Below are 17861 nucleotides of genomic sequence, written 5' to 3'. Positions count from 1 at the left end.
AGATGACAAATATGCACACAATGACTGATCCGGAAGATAACTGGCTGTGGATCATCGGTCCAGGCGCCATCGGGCGTCTGTTGGCGGCTTCGCTGATGGCAGCGCGCCAGCGAGAGCTTCGTGAGCAGGGAGCATCCGCACTACCGCGTGTCTTGCTGCTGGGGCGTCAGGCAATGTCGGGGCAAGCGGTCATGCTCGACATGACCACGCCAGAATCACACGCTGTTAGCGCAAAGATAAATTATTCAACAATTGACACACTACAAGACTCGCCATCCAAAAAGCCTTCCGCCATCTGGCTGACGACCAAGGCCCACGGCGTACCCGCCGTCTGGCAGCAACTGGCACCACACATCACGCCCGAGACTCCCGCGACCTGCTGGCAGAATGGCCTGAGCGCTCAGCCGTGGCTGGCCGAACGCCACGCCAATCTGCTATGCGCCAGCACTACCGAAGGCGCCTGGCTGCCAGCCGAGACTGGCGCAAGCGCGACGCCTGACGCTGGCTCAACCGCGGATGAACTCCAGCACCTTGGCGTGCAACACGCCGGGCGCGGCCACACCTGGCTGGGCGCATGGCAGAGTGACGGCGACGGCGATACCGACAGCCAGTCCGACCAGGCCGCTCTCGTGCAATGTGACTGGCTCAAGGCTGCGGGGTTTGCGTGCGAGCAGACACCGGACATCCAGACTCGCCTGTGGCACAAGCTGGCGATCAATGCGGCGATCAATCCCCTGGTGGCACGCTATCGCATCCGCAATGGCCAGCTGCGCGACCGGCCATTTGCCCCGATAGTGCGCCAGGCGGTCGAGGAGATCAGCGCGGTACTGGATAGCGAAGGCATCTCTGCCCCGAGGGAAGGCTGGCAGGCGCTGGTCGAGCAGGTCATCCGCGCGACCGCCAACAATCGCGCCTCGATGCTGCAGGATGTGCTCGCCGGTCGCCCTACCGAGGTCGAGGCGATCCTTGGCCCATTGCGCCTTGCCGCCGCCCGACATGGGCTGGCCCTGCCCTTGCTGGATGACCTCTACTGTCAGCTGAGCACGCCGCAGCGCTGAGACCGGCATCACAACCAGCCCAGCGACTCCAGCGACTCCAGCGACTCCAGCCAGACAAGTTAGCCTCGCCTCTCTCCCCAGATGACGCGCATAAAAAAGACCCGCCTCGCGAGAGACGGGTCACAAGCAACAGCCAAGCTGTCGAGAGAGAGCAGTACTGGCAGCCTGTCAGCCTCAAGCACGACGGCGTGCATGACGTTGGCAGGCAACCGCTGGATCAGTGGCCAGCACTCATCCAGATATCAGGCTTCAGCGGTGGAAACGCTCTGAGGCTTCACGCGCCAGCTCGCGGATACCATCCCAGTCACCCGCATCGATCAGTTTCTGCGGCGCGACCCAGCTACCACCGACACACATCACGTTCTTGAGCGCGAGGTAGTCGGCGGCGTTGCTCAGGGAAATGCCGCCAGTCGGGCAGAAGCGAGCTTCGCTGATCGGGCCACCGAAGGACTTGATCGCATTGACGCCGCCCGCGGCTTCCGCTGGGAAGAACTTGAAGCGACGGTAACCGTACTGCCAGCCCGTCATCAGCTCCGAGACGGTCGCGACACCTGGCAGCATCGGCACGCTGCTGGTCACGCCGTACTGGTACAGCGCTTCGGTGGTGCCCGGCGTGACGATGAAGTCGACACCCAGCTCTTCCACCTGGCGATACTGTTCCGGCGTCAGCACGGTGCCGGCACCGATGCTGGCGTTGGGCAGCGCTTCACGCATCAGACGGATGGCTTCCAGCGCGCAGTCGGTACGCAGCGTGACTTCCAGTACGGTCAAGCCACCTTCGTAGAGGGCCTTGCCCAGCGGTACGGCGTCCTCGATGCGCTCGACGGCGATCACCGGCAGCACGGAGGCTTTCTGGCAGATGCTGTCGATCTCGGTGGTGCGAGTCGACGGAAGCTGTTTTTCAAAGCTCATGGCGTTCTCCTTGTGCCGCGGCCAGCCTCCCTTGTGGCTGGCCGCGGCCGATGTGATCAGGGGGCCCAGTAAAGCGCCAGCGGCGCGGACAGGAAGGCACGAATCGGCAGTTCACTGACCGCCTCGACGTCGCTCAGCGCGCGCGACAGCACGGCCTGCTTGTCGGTCCCCGTGAGATGAAGCACGGTACGACGCGTCTGGCGCAGACGCTCGAGAGACAGCGTGATACGCGCCTGCGGCACGCTGGGTGCACGCATCGGGACACAGCAATCCGCACTGGTCAGCGCTTCCTGCAGACGGTCACCATCCGGGAACAGCGAGGCCGTGTGGCCATCGCCGCCCATGCCGAGAATCAGTGCGGAGGCCGGCCAGGGGAGCGCCGCGATGCGAGCACTCACTTCTGCGCAACCGTCTTCCGGCTCTGCCTCGGCGTTGGTCAGCGGATGGAAGGTGGCGGCACTGGCCGCACCGCTCAGCAGGTGCTCACGCACGAAGCGTGCATTGCTGTCATCGGCGTCTTCGCTCACCCAACGCTCATCGGCGAGGGTGATATCGACACGCGACCAGTCCAGCGGCTTATCGCGCAGCGCGGCAAACAGCGGCTTGGGCGTGGAGCCGCCGGAAACCACCAGCAGCGCACGCGCTGACGGATCAACGTCGAGATCAGCACGCAAGGCAGCGGCCAGATACTCGGCGAGACTGTGTGCGGTCTGTACGCGCGGGTCCTGCTCAGTCACAGTGGCGCTCATCTCAATACTCCTCATACCAGCTGCGACCGTCGCGCGTGATCATCGCAATCGAGGAGACGGGCCCCCAGGAGCCGGCCGGATAACGGCGCGGCGTGGCGGCGCGGGATTCCCAGCCATCGATGAGGGTATCGACCCAGCGCCAGGCGTGTTCGATCTCGTCGCGACGCACGAACAGATACTGCTGGCCCTTGATGACCTCCAGCAGCAGACGTTCGTAAGCTTCCGGAATACGGCGCTTGGGGAAGGCGCTGTTGAAGTCGAGATCCAGCGGCCCCGGGCGCAGACGCATGCCCTTGTCGAGACCGGAGTCCTTGGTCAGCACCTGCAGGGAGATGCCTTCGGACGGCTGAAGACGAATGATCAGCTTGTTGGCCGCCAGCGAGCGCTGGTCCGGATCGAAGATGTAGTGCGGCTGCTGACGGAAGTGGATCACGATCTGTGACAGCTTCTCCGGCATGCGCTTGCCGGTCCGCAGGTAGAACGGCACACCGGCCCAGCGCCAGTTGGAGACTTCGGTCTTGAAGGCCACGAAGGTCTCGGTCTGGGATTCGGTGTTGGCGCCCTCTTCCTCGAGATAGCCCGGCACGTGCTGGCCGTCGACGGCACCCGCGATGTACTGGCCACGCACCAGATCCGTGTTGAGACGCTCGCCGGTGATCGGGCGCAACGCCTTGAGCACCTTGACCTTCTCGTCACGAATGGCGTCCGCGTCCAGGTTGGACGGCGGGTCCATCGCGATCAGACACAGCAGCTGCAGCAGGTGGTTCTGCACCATGTCACGCAGCTGACCGGCCTGATCGAAGTAGCCCCAGCGCCCTTCGATGCCGACCTTCTCCGCCACGGTGATCTCGACGTGGGAAATCTGGTTCTGATTCCACTGATTGCCGAACATCGGGTTGGCGAAGCGCAGCGCGATCAGGTTCTGGACGGTTTCCTTGCCCAGATAGTGATCGATACGGTAGATCTGGGATTCGTGGAAGACGGCGCCGATCGCGTCGTTGACGACGCGCGAGCTCTCCAGATCAGAGCCGATCGGCTTCTCGACCACGACACGCGAGTGCTCGTCGAGGCAGCCAGCTGCCTGCAGATTGCTGCTGATGTCGCCGTAGATACGCGACGGTACGGACAGATAGATCATCAGCGGGCGCGGCGACGGCTTGCCCTTGTCATCCACTCGCCAATCGGCGATCGCGGAATAGCCTTCCACGGTACTGAAGTCCAGCGCCGCATAGCTGATGCGAGAGAGGAAGCGCTCGATGCATTCCTTCTCGAGGTGTTCCGGCTTGACGCGCTCCTTGAGCGCCGCCTGCACGGTGTCCTTGAAGGATTCGAGGCTGACATCCTGACGCGCCAGACCGATCAGGCGGGTTGCCTTCTCGAGCAGACCGTCACGGTCGAGGTGATAGAGGGCTGGATATAGCTTGCGCTTGGCGAGGTCGCCCAAGGCGCCGAACAGGGCAATATCCACGCCCGGAATGATGTCGGAACTCATGCCGCCGATTTCTCCCGTCGAAACTGCCCTGTATGCCGAAATGACCGACAAGGTGGGCGACTTCGAACCCGCTTCCTGGAAGGCTGCGCAGGCTGGCGCGGCGAGGAGAGGCTCGAATGACACACGGCACCGGGAAGGCGTTGGCGATACATGGCTGGTTATATTAACAACAAATGTAGCGATAACGCCGCTGTCACTCAAGACAATTCGCCCCACAAATAGGTAAACTTACCTAAAAGTGGTAGTCAGCGGCGCTTTCGCTTTCGCCTCGTCCTTCGCGCCCTTGGATCAGCAAGTGACCCAAAGAGATGCTTGGCCTACCAGACGAGTGAGGCTAGGATGCCCAGATTACGTAGTTATTTCACTACACAATGGCAGGGTAACAGGCGAATGGCAGTACACGACCTCATCAATCGCATCCGTGAACGTCTCGACGAGCTCAATCGCTCCGAGCGCAAGGTCGCCGACGTCATTCTGGCGGACCCGGCTGCGGCCACCGGCATGAGCATCGCGGCGCTCGCTCAGGCCTCACTGGTCAGTGAGCCGACCGTCAACCGCTTCTGTCGCAACTTCGATGCCAAGGGCTTCCCCGACTTCAAGATCAAGCTGGCCCAGAGCCTGGCCGGCGGCACGCCCTATGTGTCACGCAGTGTCGATCAGAACGATGATGCCGCCGCCTATGGCGACAAGATTCTCGGCGCCACCGTGGCCGCGCTCGACGATGCCCGTCGCGCACTGGACCCCAGACGCATCGAACGCGCCGTCGACTACCTGAGCCAGGCCAAGCAGATCTGCTTCTTCGGCCTTGGCGCCTCAGGCCCGGTCGCGGCGGATGCCCAGCACAAGTTCTTCCGCTTCAACCTGCCGGTCATGGCCTATGAAGATGTGCTCATGCAGCGCATGGTGGCCGCCGCCTGCCATACCGGCGACGTGATCGTGATCATCTCCTACACCGGACGCACCCGTGAGCTGGTCGATATCGCCAAGCTCGCACGCAGCAATGGCGCCGCGGTACTGGGCATCACCGCACCGGACTCTCCGCTGGCACGCGAGTGCACCGAAGTGCTGGAAGTCATGGCGCCGGAAGACACCGATATCTATATGCCGATGACCTCACGCATGATCCACCTGGCCCTGATCGACGTGCTGGCCACCGGCGTGACGCTGCGCCGTGGAGAAGACTTCCAACAGCACCTCAAGAAGATCAAGGACAGCTTGAAGGACACCCGTTTCCCACCGGAGTCTTGAGCAATAGCCACCAAGTCATCAACCCCAGCCACGGCAAATGAGCTCTTCCTGCGCAGCCATTCAACGCGCTACTGACTCTTCAGCGTCACTTGAGCGATCCTTCAGGCATGGCGCGGGGCTTGCACCCGCGTGATCAAGACACAACAATACGCGCCATACCCCCTGACATGCGGTGCTCGCCGCATGATGTCTCATGTCGTGAATGCTGAGGATGCTTCCCATGCGCTGGCTGGCCACTGCTGCTCTGACCCTGATTTCCGCCCTTCCCGTGACCATGAGTCTGGCTCAGGCCGACACCTTCAAGTTCACGGCGATTCCGGATGAAGACGAGTCACGCCTGGTCGAGCGTTTCGACAAGGTCGCCGACTATCTGGAAGAGAAGCTGGGCGTCGATGTCGAGTATGTGCCGGTCAAATCCTACAGCGCCGCCGTCAGCGCCTTCCGCAACGATCAGATCCAGATGGCCTGGTTCGGCGGCCTGACTGGTGTTCAGGCGCGTCAGATGGTGCCGGGCTCCGTCGCCATCGCCCAAGGCGTGGAAGACGCTGCCTTCCGCAGCTACTTCATCGCGCGTCGCGACCTCAAGCTGGCCGGCGATGCCGCCGAGCCGCTGGATGCCTTGCCCGACTCCGTCGAAGGCCACTCCTTTACCTTCGGCGCCAAGACCTCCACTTCGGGCCGCCTGATGCCGGAATACTATCTGCGCGAGCAGTTCCAGCAGGCCCCGGACGCCCTGTTCAGCCGCGTCGGCTTCTCCGGCGATCACTCCCGCACCATCGCACTGGTCGCCGCCGGTACCTACGACGTGGGCGCGGTCAACTTCGCGGTGTGGGAAGCGGCCGTCAAGGACGGCAAGGTCGACCCGAGCAAGGTGCAGGTGCTGTGGCAGACACCGGCCTACCCGGATTATCAGTGGACGATTCGTGGTGATGCCGACAGCCACTTCGGCACGGACTTCACCGCCCACGTCACCCAGGCGCTGCTGGACATGAAGGACCCGGACCTGCTCGAGAGCTTCCCGCGCTCCGGCTTCATTCCGGCCAGCAACGATGACTACGCGCCGATCAAGACCGTCGGTGAGCAGCTCGGTCTGCTGCGCTGAGCTCATGACCCAGGAAACACCCTCTCCACTGCTGCACCTTTCGCAGGACCACCTCGGCCATGGCGCCGAGGTGGTCCTGCGTGATCTGGATATTCGCCTCCTGCCGGGCGAGCGCATCGCCCTGCTCGGCGCCAGTGGCGCAGGCAAGTCCACGCTGCTGGAAGCCCTGCGCGCCGCGCTGCAACAGCGCGACGTAGCAGCCGCCTGGTGCCCTCAACGCCAGGGGCTAGTGCCGCAATTGTCGGTCTACCACAACATCTTCATGGGCCGGTTGGACCAGCACTCACGGCTGACCAACCTGCTCAATCTGCTGCGCCCGAAACCGGCTCATTGGCAGGCGGTTGCCACATTGTGCGAACCGCTGGGTATTGCCGGCCTGATGGAGCGCTCCGTCGAGGCGCTTTCCGGCGGTCAGCGCCAGCGTGTCGCCATCGCACGCGCGCTCTATCAGGGCCATGACCTGTTCCTCGGTGACGAGCCCGTCGCAAGCGTGGACCCACATCAGGCCAGCCAGTTGATCCAGCTGATTCACGCCCGCCACGCCACCAGCGTGGTAGCGCTTCATCAGCGCGAGTTGGCGCTCACTCACTTCACGCGCGTGATCGGGCTTGGCAAACAGGCTGACGGTCAGGGGCACGTGCTGCTGGATGTCGCGACCGACGGACTGACGCCTGGCGACTTGGATTTCCTGTACCCCGCTGCGGCGACCCGCGAGTCATCCGATGTCAGCTGACCCCTCCACCATGACGGCAGAGCTGCGCCATCCTCCTCGCTGGTGGCAGGCACGCAGTGACGGTGCGCGCCTGTTGCACCTCGGTGGTGGTCTGGTCATCGCCATGCTGGTACTGGTGCCCTTCGCCGATCTCTCCGTTACCTCGCGCGATCCCTGGCAGGAACTGGGCCGCATGCTGACGGGTCTGGCGTCGCCGGCTCCCGGCGCGCTGGAATCCCCGCTGCACGCTCTGATCCTGACCATCGCTTTTGCGCTGTGGGGCACCCTGCTGGGTGCGCTGATCGGGCTGCCATTGGCATTGGTCTACTCTCGCTCACGCTTGCTGCGGGGCATCTGTGCCGGGCTGCGAGCGGTACATGAGCTGTTCTGGGCGCTGCTGTTGCTGCAGGTGTTCGGGCTGTCGGCCGCCACGGCATTGGCGGCGATCACGATTCCCTATGCCGCGACCTTCGCCAAGGTCTATGCTGAGATTCTCGAACAACTGCCGCAGGCGCCACTCAAGGCACTGCCCTGGGCCAGCTCGCGCGCGATGCGCTTTGTGTATGCTGAACTGCCGATGGCGTGGCGGCGCATGGCCAGCTACACCCGCTATCGCTTCGAATGCGGACTGCGCGCCAGTGTTCTGCTCGGTTTCGTCGGCTTGCCCACGCTGGGCTTCTATCTGGAAAGCGCCTTTCGCGAGGGCCGTTACGCCGAGGCGGGCGCTCTGCTGTGGATCTTCTATCTGCTAATCGCCACGCTCCCATGGTGGGGGCACCGTCGGGTATTGCCGGTACTGGCCATCGCCAGCCTCTGGTGGCTGGGGCCATGGCCCGATATCAGCCCGACCCTGCTGTGGCGCTTCATCAGCCATGACATCTGGCCGGCGCCGCTGGTCAATGCATCATTCGAGTCGCTGACCTCGGGCGAGCTCGCGACAGGCCTGCTGCAGTGGGCAAGCCACCTGCCCGATCTGCTGCCCGCCATCGGTAACACCTTACTGCTCGGCCTGCTGGGCACCGCCGGCAGTCTGCTGATCGCCATGCTGCTATGGCCGCTGGCCAGCCGCCACGTGGGCAATCGTCTCTCGCAACACTCGACCAACGGCCTGCTGATCTTCCTGCGCACCACGCCGGAGTTAATACTGGCCTTCATCCTGCTGTTGCTGTTGGGGCCCTCACTGCTGCCCGCCTGGCTGGCGCTGGCGCTGCACAACGGTGCGATTATCGCCTTCCTGTGTGCTCGCCATGCCAACCAGATTCAGCTGCCGCCCAGCCGCCCGCAGGGCAAGTTCGAATGCTGGCTCTATGAGCTCAACCCGCGTGTCGCTCCCGGCATGTTCGCATTGCTGCTCTACCGCGCCGAGACCATCATTCGCGAGACGGCCATTCTCGGCATGCTGGGGGTGGTAACGCTGGGCTTCCATATCGACTCTAGCTTCGAATACCTGATGTTTGATCAGGCATTTGCCTTGCTGGTGCTCACCGCCATACTCAATATCGGCGTTGACAGCCTCGCGCGGCGCCTGCGCCCCAGCGGCGAGATCTCTGAAGACAGCTGTGTGCGCTGACTCCTGCCCGACCTGCGCAGAAGTAGGCGCTGACTTCATGGCGCCCCCGACTCCCCTTTGAGCGAGCCTTCCCATGCCTCAATCGTCACCCGCAGATGCCGCCAGCACGGCAAGCGCCAAGCGTGAAGCACAGCGCATCACCTTGATCGGCGCGGCGCTGGATGGCGTGCTGGGTGTCGCAAAGCTTGTCATCGGCAAGCTGGTCGGCTCGCAGGCGCTGATCGCCGATGGCATCCATTCCCTGTCAGACCTCGTGACAGACGCCTTCGTGTTGGTGGCGACTCACTACGGCCGCCAGGCACCGGATCGCTCACATCCGTGGGGGCATGAGCGCATCGAGACGCTCGGCACCCTGGTGCTCGGCAGCCTGCTGCTGGCCGTGGCGGGCGCCATTGGCTGGGAAGGTATCCTGCGCAGCTGGGAGCTGATGTTCGGCTCACTGACCATTCCGCTACCCGGCGCGCTGGGCATCGGCATCGCGATCATCTCGCTGCTCGGCAAGGAAGGTATCTTTCGCGCCACGCTGAAGGTCGCGCGCAAGCAGAAATCCAAGCTGCTGGAAGCCAATGCCTGGCACTCGCGCAGCGATGCGCTCTCTACTGTGGCGGTGCTGATAGGCCTGATCGGTACCCAGCTGGGGGCCAGCTGGCTGGATGGCATCGCGGCGGTCGTCGTTGGCGTGATGGTAGGCAAGATCGGCACCTCATTGGCCTGGGAGGCCTCACGCGAACTGATCGACACCGCCCTGCCACGCGAACAGCAACACGCCATGCGTGAGTGCTTGCTGTCACTGCCGGAGGTGCGTGGTGCACATGACCTGCGCAGCCGCACGCTGGCCGGCCGTATCGTGCTCGAAGTCCACCTGCTGGTCGCGCCACGCATCAGCGTCTCGGAAGGCCATGCCATCGGCCATCACGCCGTGGCTCGCCTCAAGGCCGAATTCCCTCAGCTCAGTGATGTGCTCTATCACATCGACCCTGAAGACGACTCGCATCTCGGCCAGGCTAGCCTGGCGCAGCCCACGCTGCAGCAGCCCCTGCCCCTGCGTAGCGACATCATCGCCGCACTCGAGAAATGCTGGCAGCAATCACCTCTCTGGCAGGCGCGCAGCGGCCTCACCCTGCATTACGTCAACCATGCCACTACACCTGCTGACACCGACTCGTCGGCCCCGCATGTGGATATCCTGCTGGAGCTGCCAAGTTGTGCTACGCAAGCCGCCTCGGAAACGGCTCTGCAATGTAACCACGACACTGACTCGCGCAACGCATCAATCGTCGAGATGGAACGCCTTGCAGCAGGGCTTGAGTGGTTTGGCAAGCTGGAGATTGGCGTGATGTCACATATCCACCAGCGCTGACGTGTGAGTTACACTGCAGGCAAAGGCAGACATGGCATCCTGAACTTCAGAGGCAGGCTTGGGTTGCCCCCTCATCGCTCAAGAGCGTTCAAGAGAGCTCAAGTCAAAGCCATCTAGACCAGAATTCACGTTCGAACTCAAAGACAGACATCCACCAGACAAGGAGCACGCCATGAGCAACGCATCCGGCGAAATGCACAAGACACGTATCATCAGTGAGCTGAAAGGTTTCATCCGCAAGCTGCTGCAAGACCCGAAGATTCTCGAGCAGTCACTGGTCGTGGCGCGAGCGCGCCTCAAAGAAGGGGCAGAACAAGGAAAGAATGAGCAAGCGGTGCTGGCTATCATCGCCAACGAGATTTCTGACACTACCAGCATCCATATCCCGGAAGACCCGGCAGAGCACTCCGATGCGGACAAGCTGTTCCTGGAGCTGCTGAAGGATGTAGTCGAGGAAGAAGAAGCGCTTTATTGAACTCAATAAAAAACCGCCCCGAAGGGCGGTTTTTTACTGATTGGCAGTTGTGCAACCTGACGGAGCATAGTCAGCTGCATCACCAGCGGCTGAGCTTGAATTCAGAGCACAGGTCCAACCATCAGATGCAGTGCGCGTAAGAGTAAGAGTTGTACCGGACAAATCACCACTTACGTTGCCATTCAACGTTCCAGCGATAGTATCAGCATCAGTAGAGTCGTCAGCTGTGATAGAAACTGTCGGATCATTATCAAACAGATCTGAAGACGTCCAACCCAATGCATCCGCAGTGGTAGCATTAACTCCACGAGCATAAGCTTCTTCTGCTGCAGTCTTCATAGCAGCCATTTCTGAATAAGCTCTAGACACTTGAGATCGAGCTACGTAATCCTGATAACGCGGAATCGCGATGGCTGCCAGAATACCGATAATCGCCACAACGATCATCAGCTCGATCAGTGTAAAACCAGCTTGTTGCTTGCGTATCATGGTGTGACTCCCTTGCATTTGCGTAGTGAGATCAGGTCGTACGTCCTGATACCCCGGTTACCTTCCCTGACCAGCAGGATGTTACAGAAGAATGTCAGCATGGGCATTTGATTCTAATATTCCCAATAACATCTTCACCAGCATAACATCTTGATATCACGGGGTGTCGACCGGACGGGACGAGTGATACCACAGCCACAGATCAGGTGCCATTGCCATGTCGCAAGACGCTTGCTTGGCGGCGCTGACGGCTGCTTGGTTGTTACAATAGATTACACTCAGTGACATTGCAAGCAACGAACACAAAAACTTTGTGATCGAGATTCAGACTCTCTTCAACGTCACTCCCAGCCCATCAGCGTTTGGCCAGCACTTTCCACTCACTCTATCCCCTTCCCATGTCAAGAATGCGCCATTCCTAGCGCTGGGCAATCCAGCTACACTCTTCTGCAAGACGATGTTTGTAATACGATGGCTTGCCGCACCACAGTTTGCGCACAGCGCATCAGTGCCTACTTCACGTTTGAAGCAGCGCGAGTAGGCCCATCGGCAACTGCAACAGGAAGAGTGTCATGCCCCAGTCAGAACACACGCTAAAAGGATTTGCCGCTCGACTGGTCGACTCTGGCCTGCTCGAACCACAGGCAGCACAGCTGGCTGAACAGGAAGCCAATGAGGCAGGGGAAAGCCTGTTGCTGCATATCATCGCGCATGGCCTGGTGACGGCACGTGATGCGACATTGGCGGCCGCCTGGGAATACGGCCTGCCGTATGTGGATCTCGATGCCCTTCGTATCGACTCGCTGCCCTCCATTGATGAGCTGCCCGAGAAGGTCCTGCGCAAGCTGGGCGTCTTGCCACTCTATCGCCGTGAGCATCGCCTGACAGTTGGCGTGCCCTCCCCATCGACGCTCACGCATCTTGATGAGCTGCAGTTTGCCACCGGCTTGTCGATCGAGAGTGTCCTGGTCGCCGCCGACCAGCTGACGCCGGCATTGGAGCAGTACCTGGAAGCCGGCGAAGAAAGCGCCATGGACATGCTGAGCGAAGATGGCGAAGCGCTTGATGGGCTGGATTTCGAAGGCGAAGAAGATAACAACAACGATCTGGCCATCACCGCAAGTAGTGATGATGCGCCAGTCGTGCGCTTTGTTCACAAGGTACTGCTGGATGCCATCAAGCGTGGTGCCTCGGATATCCACTTCGAGCCCTACGAATCCACCTATCGTATTCGTTTTCGTATCGATGGCATGTTGGTCGAGAACACCCGCCCCCCCTTTAATATGCGTAACCGTATCTCGGCGCGCCTGAAAGTCATGTCGCGCATGGATATTTCCGAGCGACGATTGCCACAGGATGGCGCGATCAAACTGCGCCTGTCCAAGTCCCGCTCCATCGACTTCCGTGTCAACACACTGCCCACTGTGTACGGCGAGAAGCTGGTGCTGCGTATCCTGGACCCTAGCTCGGCCAAAATGGGCATCGAGGCATTGGGTTTCGAACCTGAACAGCGCGCCATGTTCGAGAAGACGCTGGATCAGCCACAGGGCATGATCCTGGTCACTGGCCCGACCGGTAGCGGCAAGACCGTGACGCTCTACACCGGCCTGAATATCCTCAATACACCGGAGCGCAATATCTCGACGGCGGAAGACCCGGTCGAGCTCAAGGTAGAAGGCGTCAATCAGGTCAACGTGCTGCCCAAGATAGGCCTGGATTTCGCCTCGGCCCTGCGCGCCTTTCTGCGCCAGGATCCCGATGTGGTAATGGTGGGGGAGATTCGTGACAAGGAAACCGCCGAGATTGCCGTCAAGGCGGCGCAGACCGGTCACCTGGTACTTTCTACCTTGCACACCAACTCGGCGCCCGAGACACTGACTCGCCTGAGCAACATGGGAATTGCCCCCTTCAATATCGCGAGTTCCGTCTCGTTGATCATCGCTCAGCGCCTTGCTCGCCGCCTGTGTACCCACTGCCGTCAGCCCGCGGAAATTCCGCCCGAGGCGATGGCTTCGATGGGCTTCAGTGAAGACAATGGCTTCAGTGCAGCAGAACTCGAAGCCGCAACCATATTCCGCCCCGTCGGTTGCAGCCAGTGCACGCTGGGTTACAAGGGGCGAGTCGGCATCTATGAAGTCATGCCGATCTCGGATGAGATGAGCCGCTTGATCATGCGTGAGGGCACCGCTATCGAGCTGGCTGACCAGGCGCGCAAGGAAGGGCTTTCAGACCTGAGACGTAGCGGCTTGCGCAAGGTGATGTCGGGCATGACCTCGCTGGAAGAAGTCAATCGCATCACCAAGGACTGAGTCGCTGCTGCAGGCCAAGCATGAAATGGTTATCCATTCTGGCTGACAGCGATCAATACGCCAGATAGCTGACTTTTGCTCAGTCATCAGGCACATTGAAGACAAGATGACCCAGGCATTGATCATGGCTCGACCTTCAATGCCTGCTCCCCATTTATCAGGGAACGATAACTGACATGGCAACTCCCAGAACTGCCAAGAAAGACAAGAAAAAAGCGGGCATTGAAACTTGGCAATGGTCGGGCAAGAACTCGCGCGGTGAAAACGTCAAGGGCGAGCTGATGTCGGCCAACGTCGATCAGGTTAAGAACACGCTGGTCAGCCAGGGGATCGTGCTCAAGCGCCTGCGCAAGAAGTCCTCCCTGTTTGGCGGCAGCAAGAAGGTCAGTGGCAAGGATGTCACCATGTTCGCCCGTCAGATGGCGACCATGATCCGTGCTGGCGTACCGGTGCTTCAGGCATTTGGCATCGTGGCTGAGAGCATGAAGAGTCCAGGCATGCGTCATCTGGTCGAAGACATGATGAATCAGGTGGGAGCAGGCGCCAGCTTTTCGGAAGCCTTGCGCAAACACCCCCAGCATTTTGATAACCTGTTTGCCAATCTTGTCGAAGCCGGCGAACAAGCTGGCGCCCTGGACAAGATGCTTGACCGTGTCGCGACTTATAAAGAAAAGATTGATTCTCTCAAGGCGCGCGTCAAGAAAGCCCTTTATTACCCTATCGCCGTGATCGGTGTCGGGATCGGGGTAACAGCTATCCTGTTGATCAAGGTAGTTCCGCAATTTGAAAGCCTTTTCCAAGGCTTCGGCGCAGAGCTGCCAGCATTTACTCAGCTGACGATCACCTTGTCCGAGTATGCGCAGAATTATTGGTATGTTGCGCTAGGCGCGATAATCCTGACCGTCGTTCTTATTGCACAGGGAATCAAGCGCTCTGAGAAGTTTGCCTACGCCAGTCACCGCTTCATGCTCAAGGTACCCGTGCTCGGCGATATTCTGGATAAATCGTCTGTCGCTCGTTATTCACGCACATTGGCTACGACCTTCCAGGCAGGTGTGCCGTTAGTGGAATCGCTTGATACTGCCGCCGGCGCCTCAGGCAACAAGGTCTACGAGCGCGCCATTGCCCAGATCAAGGAAGATGTCTCTACTGGCCAGCAGCTGAACTTTGCCATGCGCAATACCCAGTTATTCCCGACACTGGCAGTACAGATGGTGGCGATTGGCGAGGAATCCGGCTCACTGGATGCCATGCTCAACAAGGTGGCGGATTTCTACGAAGAAGATGTCGACAACAAGGTAGATGCGCTGACCTCATTGCTGGAGCCCTTGATCATCGTGGTGCTAGGCACCCTGGTGGGCGGGCTTGTGGTCTCGATGTATCTTCCCATCTTCGAGCTGGGCAACGCGATCTAGCACGCGGCCTGTATCTCGAAAGAAGCTTTCATGCCAAGCGGCCGCGCCACCAAAAGGACGCGGCCGTGTCATTTACTGACAAGGACGACTCGTGGAATCACTCGCCCAACTCTCTCCCACCCTGCAAGCCTGCCTGGCCGGTATATTCGGTTTGCTGGTCGGCAGCTTTCTGAATGTCGTCATCACTCGCCTGCCCGTGATGATGATGCGCCAATGGCGCGCCGAGGCCCGCGAGGCATTGGAGCTGGAAGCCGAAGACACACCGCGCTTCAATCTGCTGGTGCCCGCATCACGCTGCCCGGGCTGTGACACGCCGATCAAGTGGCATGACAACCTCCCCATCCTCGGTTGGCTGAAACGCCGTGGCCGCTGCGCCAGCTGCAATACGCGCATCAGCGCGCAGTACCCGCTGGTGGAACTGGCCGGTGGCGCGCTCGGCGCCTCCATCGCGTTGATCTACGGCCTGGAGGCACAGAGCCTGTGGATCTTCGGCGCCTGTCTGACCCTGCTGGTGCTGTCAGTCATCGACTTCCGCACCCAGCTGCTGCCAGATGCCATCACTCTGCCACTGCTGTGGGCAGGCCTCGCCTATCAGTTGCTGTTCCAGCCTCTGATGCTGCCCAGTGCCGTGATCGGCGCGATGGCGGGATATCTGGTGCTGTGGAGCTTCTACTGGCTATTCAAGCTGGTCACCGGCAAGGAAGGCATGGGCTACGGTGACTTCAAGCTGCTTGCCGCTCTCGGTGCCTGGCTCGGCTGGCAGTGGTTGCCGCTGCTGCTGATTCTGTCCGCCGGTCTCGGGGCCGTTCTGGGCATCCTGTTGCAACTGCTGGTACCGCGTCTGCGCGGCGTCCCGATGCCCTTCGGGCCTTACCTGGCGGTTGCCGGCTGGATCGCTCTGCTGTTTGGCACGCCCTTGATGAGCCTCTACCTGAGCGTGATCGGCGCATGACGACGACTTCTGTACCCCAAGGCCCCATCATCGGTGTCACCGGCGGCATCGGCAGCGGCAAATCGAGCGTCGCGCGGCTGTTCGGCGAGCTGGGCATCCAGTGGGTGGATGCCGATGATGTCTCGCGCGAGATCGTGCGCCCCGGCGAGACAGCACTGGCCGAGATCATTGCCCACTTCGGCGAATCGATCGTCACGGCGCAGGGCGAGCTTGATCGCGCCGCGCTGCGCGAGCGGATCTTCGCAGCCCCCGAGGAGCGCCAGTGGCTGGAGCGCTGCACCCACCCGCGTATCCGGGAGCGGATCGTGCAGCACCTGGCGGCCATGACCAGTCCCTATCGCCTGCTGGTCTCTCCGCTGTTGTTCGAGTCCGGCCAGGACAGCCTCGTCTCACGCACCCTGGTGGTGGATGTCAGCCAGGATGTTCAGCTGGCGCGCACGCTGAGCCGCGATGGTGTCAGCGAAGCGCAGGTGCGCGCCATCCTCGCGGCCCAGCTGCCACGCGAGACACGACTGGCCAAGGCCGACGATGTCATCGACAATGACGGAAGTCAGGCGCATCTTCGTGAACAGGTAGTGGCCATGAATGCCTACTATCGATCACTGAGCGCCCCCCATACACCGTTTCAGGACACCCCTCATGTCTGATGCCACCGCTTCCCACAATGGCAAGACACCATTGACTGTCGCTTGCCCGCAATGCCGTACCGACGTGGTATGGAGTGCCGCCAGCGAGTTTCGCCCCTTCTGCAGCAAGCGCTGCCAACTGCTGGACCTAGGCGCCTGGGCTGACGAATCCCACAGCATCGCCGGTGAGCCCGCCATGGATGAGACCAGCATCGACGAGATGGTGGCGCGCATGGAACGCGACATGCATCAGCAGTAGCGCTCGACAGAGCCCTGCTGGTTCAGGCTGATGCAGAGCTAGACACTCAAGACGCTGGGCATAAAAAAGACCCTCGAGGCTAGCCTCGAGGGTCTTTTTCGTTCAGGCAACTGCCATCAACGCGCGATCATCATTTCCAGAAATCACGGATCGATGCGATACCCTGGGCACCGACGGCGCGTGCATGATCGCTGTCATAGCGGGACATGCCTCCCAGCGCATAGACCGGCATGCACGCCTGCTCGACCAGCCCCTGGAAGTCATGCCAACCCAGCGGCGGACGCTCCGGATGCGACGGCGTCACACGCAGCGGCGACAGTGACACGAAGTCACACGCCACACGGCCGGCCTGGTCCAGCTGCTGCTGATCGTGGGTGGAGGCAGACAGCCACTTGTTGGCAGCAATCGGACGCTCGCCCTTTTCCGCCAGCTCCGCCAGACGCACGCTGGTCAGGTGGATACCATCCGCATCGACCTTGCCGAGCATGGACGGTTCAGCGTTGAGCAGCAGACGAGCACCACGCGCATGACAGATCGCCAGCGCCTTCTCGGCACGCACGATATAGGCCGCCTCATCCAGCTCCTTGGCGCGCAGCTGGACCAGACGCACGCCATCCTCATCCAGCGCACGCGTCAAACGCGTCTCGAAGACGTCCTCATCGGCCTCTTCCGGCGTGATCAGATACTCACGCGGCAGCGAGACCGCCCGCAGAATCGGCAGATTCGCCGCCGGGAAGGCGTACTTGTAAAGATCCTCGATCTCGACCCAGCGCACTGCCTGCCCTTCACGACCAAAGGGCTCGCCAGTGAACTGACGCGTTTCCCACACATCCAGCAGGATGTGCTTGTCCGGGTATTCGTGATGAATACGGATCAGCGGCTGAGCACGAATGATCTCGATGCCCAGCTCTTCGCACAGCTCACGCTTGAGCGCTTCCAGACCGGTTTCGTAAGGCGCCAGCTTGCCACCCGGAAACTCCCACAAGCCGCCCTGATCCACCGTCGAGGGACGACGTGCAATCAGGACCTGGCCCTGTTCGTTTAAGATGGCGGCAGCCGCCACGTGAACCCTTCGCTTCGGCATGATGCCTGTACCTTTGACTCGCGTTGTACATCCGACTCCGCCTCGAGAG

Annotated in this window: 17 protein-coding genes; 12 read left to right on the top strand and 5 right to left on the bottom strand. The window is 61.1% G+C overall.

The genetic code is table 11. The annotated features are described in order from the left end of the window. Positions 1–11 precede the first annotated feature (11 nt). Positions 12–1058: a ketopantoate reductase family protein gene (locus tag LCW13_RS03890; protein WP_225347628.1), complete on the top strand. Its 1047-nt coding sequence runs from the start codon at positions 12–14 to the stop codon at positions 1056–1058. A 249-nt stretch (positions 1059–1307) separates the two neighbouring features. On the opposite strand, the gene LCW13_RS03885 is transcribed toward LCW13_RS03890, so the two are convergent. The 3 genes from LCW13_RS03885 to zwf are packed head-to-tail and all read right to left on the bottom strand — an operon-like array spanning position 1308 to position 4211. Continuing rightward, positions 1308–1970, bottom strand: coding sequence for a bifunctional 4-hydroxy-2-oxoglutarate aldolase/2-dehydro-3-deoxy-phosphogluconate aldolase (locus tag LCW13_RS03885; protein ID WP_043332465.1), 663 nt, complete (start codon positions 1968–1970; stop codon positions 1308–1310). A gap of 56 nt (positions 1971–2026) precedes the next feature. Continuing rightward, on the bottom strand, positions 2027–2719 hold the full coding sequence (gene pgl / locus LCW13_RS03880; protein ID WP_054555072.1) for a 6-phosphogluconolactonase: 693 nt from the start codon (positions 2717–2719) through the stop codon (positions 2027–2029). 1 nt (position 2720) lies between these two features. Beyond that, complete coding sequence (zwf, locus tag LCW13_RS03875) at positions 2721–4211, bottom strand: glucose-6-phosphate dehydrogenase (protein WP_175088302.1); 1491 nt, start codon at positions 4209–4211, stop codon at positions 2721–2723. 390 nt (positions 4212–4601) lie between these two features. On the opposite strand from zwf, the gene LCW13_RS03870 reads away from it, so the two are divergent. The 6 genes from LCW13_RS03870 to LCW13_RS03845 all read left to right on the top strand — a co-directional run bounded on the left by LCW13_RS03870 (position 4602) and on the right by LCW13_RS03845 (position 10678). Next, entirely contained in the window at positions 4602–5459 is an 858-nt protein-coding gene (locus tag LCW13_RS03870) for a MurR/RpiR family transcriptional regulator (RefSeq protein WP_043332471.1), read from the top strand. A 220-nt stretch (positions 5460–5679) separates the two neighbouring features. Continuing rightward, positions 5680–6561 (top strand): putative selenate ABC transporter substrate-binding protein, encoded by an 882-nt coding sequence (locus tag LCW13_RS03865; protein ID WP_225347627.1) that lies wholly within the window; start codon positions 5680–5682, stop codon positions 6559–6561. A gap of 4 nt (positions 6562–6565) precedes the next feature. Further along, entirely contained in the window at positions 6566–7294 is a 729-nt protein-coding gene (locus LCW13_RS03860) for an ATP-binding cassette domain-containing protein (protein ID WP_192838361.1), read from the top strand. After that, the gene (locus LCW13_RS03855; RefSeq protein WP_225347626.1) at positions 7284–8843 is read left to right on the top strand and encodes an ABC transporter permease family protein; all 1560 of its coding nucleotides are present in this window, start codon (positions 7284–7286) and stop codon (positions 8841–8843) included. The genes LCW13_RS03860 and LCW13_RS03855 overlap by 11 nt, the downstream gene beginning before the upstream one ends. Before the next feature lie 73 nt (positions 8844–8916). Beyond that, complete coding sequence (locus LCW13_RS03850) at positions 8917–10203, top strand: cation diffusion facilitator family transporter (RefSeq protein ID WP_225347625.1); 1287 nt, start codon at positions 8917–8919, stop codon at positions 10201–10203. 172 nt (positions 10204–10375) lie between these two features. Further along, positions 10376–10678, top strand: coding sequence for a hypothetical protein (locus tag LCW13_RS03845; RefSeq protein WP_043332474.1), 303 nt, complete (start codon positions 10376–10378; stop codon positions 10676–10678). A 33-nt stretch (positions 10679–10711) separates the two neighbouring features. Here LCW13_RS03845 and LCW13_RS03840 read toward each other — a convergent pair whose 3' ends face one another. Next, positions 10712–11167, bottom strand: coding sequence for a pilin (locus tag LCW13_RS03840; protein WP_318527674.1), 456 nt, complete (start codon positions 11165–11167; stop codon positions 10712–10714). 572 nt (positions 11168–11739) lie between these two features. On the opposite strand from LCW13_RS03840, the gene pilB reads away from it, so the two are divergent. The 5 genes from pilB (at position 11740) to yacG (ending at position 16728) form a co-directional block, all read left to right on the top strand. Next, a complete protein-coding gene (gene pilB / locus LCW13_RS03830; protein WP_225347624.1) occupies positions 11740–13476 on the top strand; it encodes a type IV-A pilus assembly ATPase PilB in 1737 nt (578 codons plus the stop codon). Between the two features lie 176 nt (positions 13477–13652). Then, positions 13653–14891: a type II secretion system F family protein gene (locus LCW13_RS03825; RefSeq protein ID WP_225347623.1), complete on the top strand. Its 1239-nt coding sequence runs from the start codon at positions 13653–13655 to the stop codon at positions 14889–14891. Between the two features lie 91 nt (positions 14892–14982). After that, a complete protein-coding gene (locus LCW13_RS03820; protein WP_225347622.1) occupies positions 14983–15843 on the top strand; it encodes a prepilin peptidase in 861 nt (286 codons plus the stop codon). Next, positions 15840–16490 (top strand): dephospho-CoA kinase, encoded by a 651-nt coding sequence (gene coaE, locus LCW13_RS03815; protein WP_225347621.1) that lies wholly within the window; start codon positions 15840–15842, stop codon positions 16488–16490. Before LCW13_RS03820 ends, coaE begins: the two co-directional genes overlap by 4 nt. Further along, positions 16483–16728, top strand: a complete 246-nt coding sequence (yacG, locus tag LCW13_RS03810; RefSeq protein WP_043332481.1) for a DNA gyrase inhibitor YacG — start codon at positions 16483–16485, stop codon at positions 16726–16728. Before coaE ends, yacG begins: the two co-directional genes overlap by 8 nt. 130 nt (positions 16729–16858) lie before the next feature. On the opposite strand, the gene LCW13_RS03805 is transcribed toward yacG, so the two are convergent. Continuing rightward, a complete protein-coding gene (locus tag LCW13_RS03805; protein WP_225347620.1) occupies positions 16859–17812 on the bottom strand; it encodes a Nudix family hydrolase in 954 nt (317 codons plus the stop codon). Positions 17813–17861 lie beyond the last annotated feature (49 nt).

The organism is Cobetia amphilecti (genome assembly GCF_020217465.1).
Lineage (GTDB): Bacteria > Pseudomonadota > Gammaproteobacteria > Pseudomonadales > Halomonadaceae > Cobetia > Cobetia amphilecti.
Note: the sequence above shows the minus strand (reverse complement) of the source record. Positions and strands in the feature narration are given on the sequence as shown.

Coding starts and splice junctions, on each gene's coding strand:
- LCW13_RS03890 (WP_225347628.1), top strand. CDS start 12: ATGCACACAATGACTGATCCGGAAGATAACTGGCTGTGGATCATCGGT.
- LCW13_RS03885 (WP_043332465.1), bottom strand. CDS start 1,970: ATGAGCTTTGAAAAACAGCTTCCGTCGACTCGCACCACCGAGATCGAC.
- pgl (WP_054555072.1), bottom strand. CDS start 2,719: ATGAGCGCCACTGTGACTGAGCAGGACCCGCGCGTACAGACCGCACAC.
- zwf (WP_175088302.1), bottom strand. CDS start 4,211: ATGAGTTCCGACATCATTCCGGGCGTGGATATTGCCCTGTTCGGCGCC.
- LCW13_RS03870 (WP_043332471.1), top strand. CDS start 4,602: ATGGCAGTACACGACCTCATCAATCGCATCCGTGAACGTCTCGACGAG.
- LCW13_RS03865 (WP_225347627.1), top strand. CDS start 5,680: ATGCGCTGGCTGGCCACTGCTGCTCTGACCCTGATTTCCGCCCTTCCC.
- LCW13_RS03860 (WP_192838361.1), top strand. CDS start 6,566: ATGACCCAGGAAACACCCTCTCCACTGCTGCACCTTTCGCAGGACCAC.
- LCW13_RS03855 (WP_225347626.1), top strand. CDS start 7,284: ATGTCAGCTGACCCCTCCACCATGACGGCAGAGCTGCGCCATCCTCCT.
- LCW13_RS03850 (WP_225347625.1), top strand. CDS start 8,917: ATGCCTCAATCGTCACCCGCAGATGCCGCCAGCACGGCAAGCGCCAAG.
- LCW13_RS03845 (WP_043332474.1), top strand. CDS start 10,376: ATGAGCAACGCATCCGGCGAAATGCACAAGACACGTATCATCAGTGAG.
- LCW13_RS03840 (WP_318527674.1), bottom strand. CDS start 11,167: ATGATACGCAAGCAACAAGCTGGTTTTACACTGATCGAGCTGATGATC.
- pilB (WP_225347624.1), top strand. CDS start 11,740: ATGCCCCAGTCAGAACACACGCTAAAAGGATTTGCCGCTCGACTGGTC.
- LCW13_RS03825 (WP_225347623.1), top strand. CDS start 13,653: ATGGCAACTCCCAGAACTGCCAAGAAAGACAAGAAAAAAGCGGGCATT.
- coaE (WP_225347621.1), top strand. CDS start 15,840: ATGACGACGACTTCTGTACCCCAAGGCCCCATCATCGGTGTCACCGGC.
- yacG (WP_043332481.1), top strand. CDS start 16,483: ATGTCTGATGCCACCGCTTCCCACAATGGCAAGACACCATTGACTGTC.
- LCW13_RS03805 (WP_225347620.1), bottom strand. CDS start 17,812: ATGCCGAAGCGAAGGGTTCACGTGGCGGCTGCCGCCATCTTAAACGAA.